The following is a 1,039-nucleotide window of genomic DNA, read 5'->3' as shown; positions in this document are numbered from 1 at the left end:
CTTTAATGACTAACAAAAAAACAATGCCTAAACATCCTTATGATTATTTCAAAGGAGATATGACAATTTTTCTTTTGAGAATATGTAGTGAGTAAAAGTAGAAAATAATTATTATTGCTAGGACAAATTAAAAGGTAGGAAAATGGCAATTTAAAATTGTTGGTTTTCCTACCTTTTTTAGTATCCTTTTCTCATAGTTTAAGGAGGTAAATATGAGAAAAGATATACGTAAAGGAGTTAAAGAATTTATGAAAGACGAAACAAGACCAAGTTATGCAGCCTTAGTACGAAGGTTTAATTGTGATTACCGTACAATCAAACAGGCATTTGTTGAGTTAGAAAATGGCAGTGATAAAAATAAAAAGCAAAGGTCAAGTAAATTGGATCCATATAAAGAGATTGTGGATCTAAAACTAGCTAATGAATGTAGTGCGTACAGTATTTATTTGTTCATCCAGAAAAAGGGTTATGACGGAAGTTATAGTCTCGTGAAACAATACTTTAGAAAATAAAAAATAGAGAAAACCAAGAAAGCAACGATTTGCGTAGAACACACACCTGGCTTATCAGCTCAAGTTGATTGGAAAGAAAGCATGGTGTTACATATAGTTGATGGAAAAGTGTTAAATTCAACATCTTTCTGTATGTCCTTAGTTATTCAAAGAAAAAATATATTACATTAACTTTTGATAGAAGCCAAGATACCTATTAAATTAATTTAATAGAGTTATTTTTGTTGTAAAACAAAAATAATAGTACAAGCAATAATACAAGTACAACAACAAAACCTCCACAGTTATCTTGTGGAGGTTTCATAGTAAACTATTAAAGAAACCATGTATTAAAATAGCACCTAAACAAATTAATCCAGCAAAGTAGCGCATGATAGTGTTTATAGCACCATCTGCTTTTGCTGCTAATGTATTGCCAGACAAAGTTCTCTTTTTTCTTCTTTGGTTAGTTTCTTTTTAGAAGAGTTGTTTTGAAGTTTTTGGGATTTTAGCTTCTTCTTAATCGCCTTTATTTTTTTCTTGTCATT

The 1,039-nt window shown here is 29.9% G+C and carries 1 protein-coding gene; it reads left to right on the top strand.

Going from position 1 to position 1,039, the window contains the following annotated elements; genetic code table 11:
- The first annotated feature begins 212 nt into the window (after nucleotides 1-212).
- Nucleotides 213-512 (top strand): hypothetical protein, encoded by a 300-nt coding sequence (locus TP70_RS11835; protein WP_052495466.1) that lies wholly within the window; start codon nucleotides 213-215, stop codon nucleotides 510-512.
- The last annotated feature ends 527 nt before the right edge of the window (nucleotides 513-1,039 follow it).

This window comes from Staphylococcus microti, assembly GCF_000934465.1.
Lineage (GTDB): Bacteria > Bacillota > Bacilli > Staphylococcales > Staphylococcaceae > Staphylococcus > Staphylococcus microti.
The sequence above is the reverse complement of the archived record's forward strand: the minus strand, read 5'-3'. Positions and strand labels throughout refer to the sequence as shown.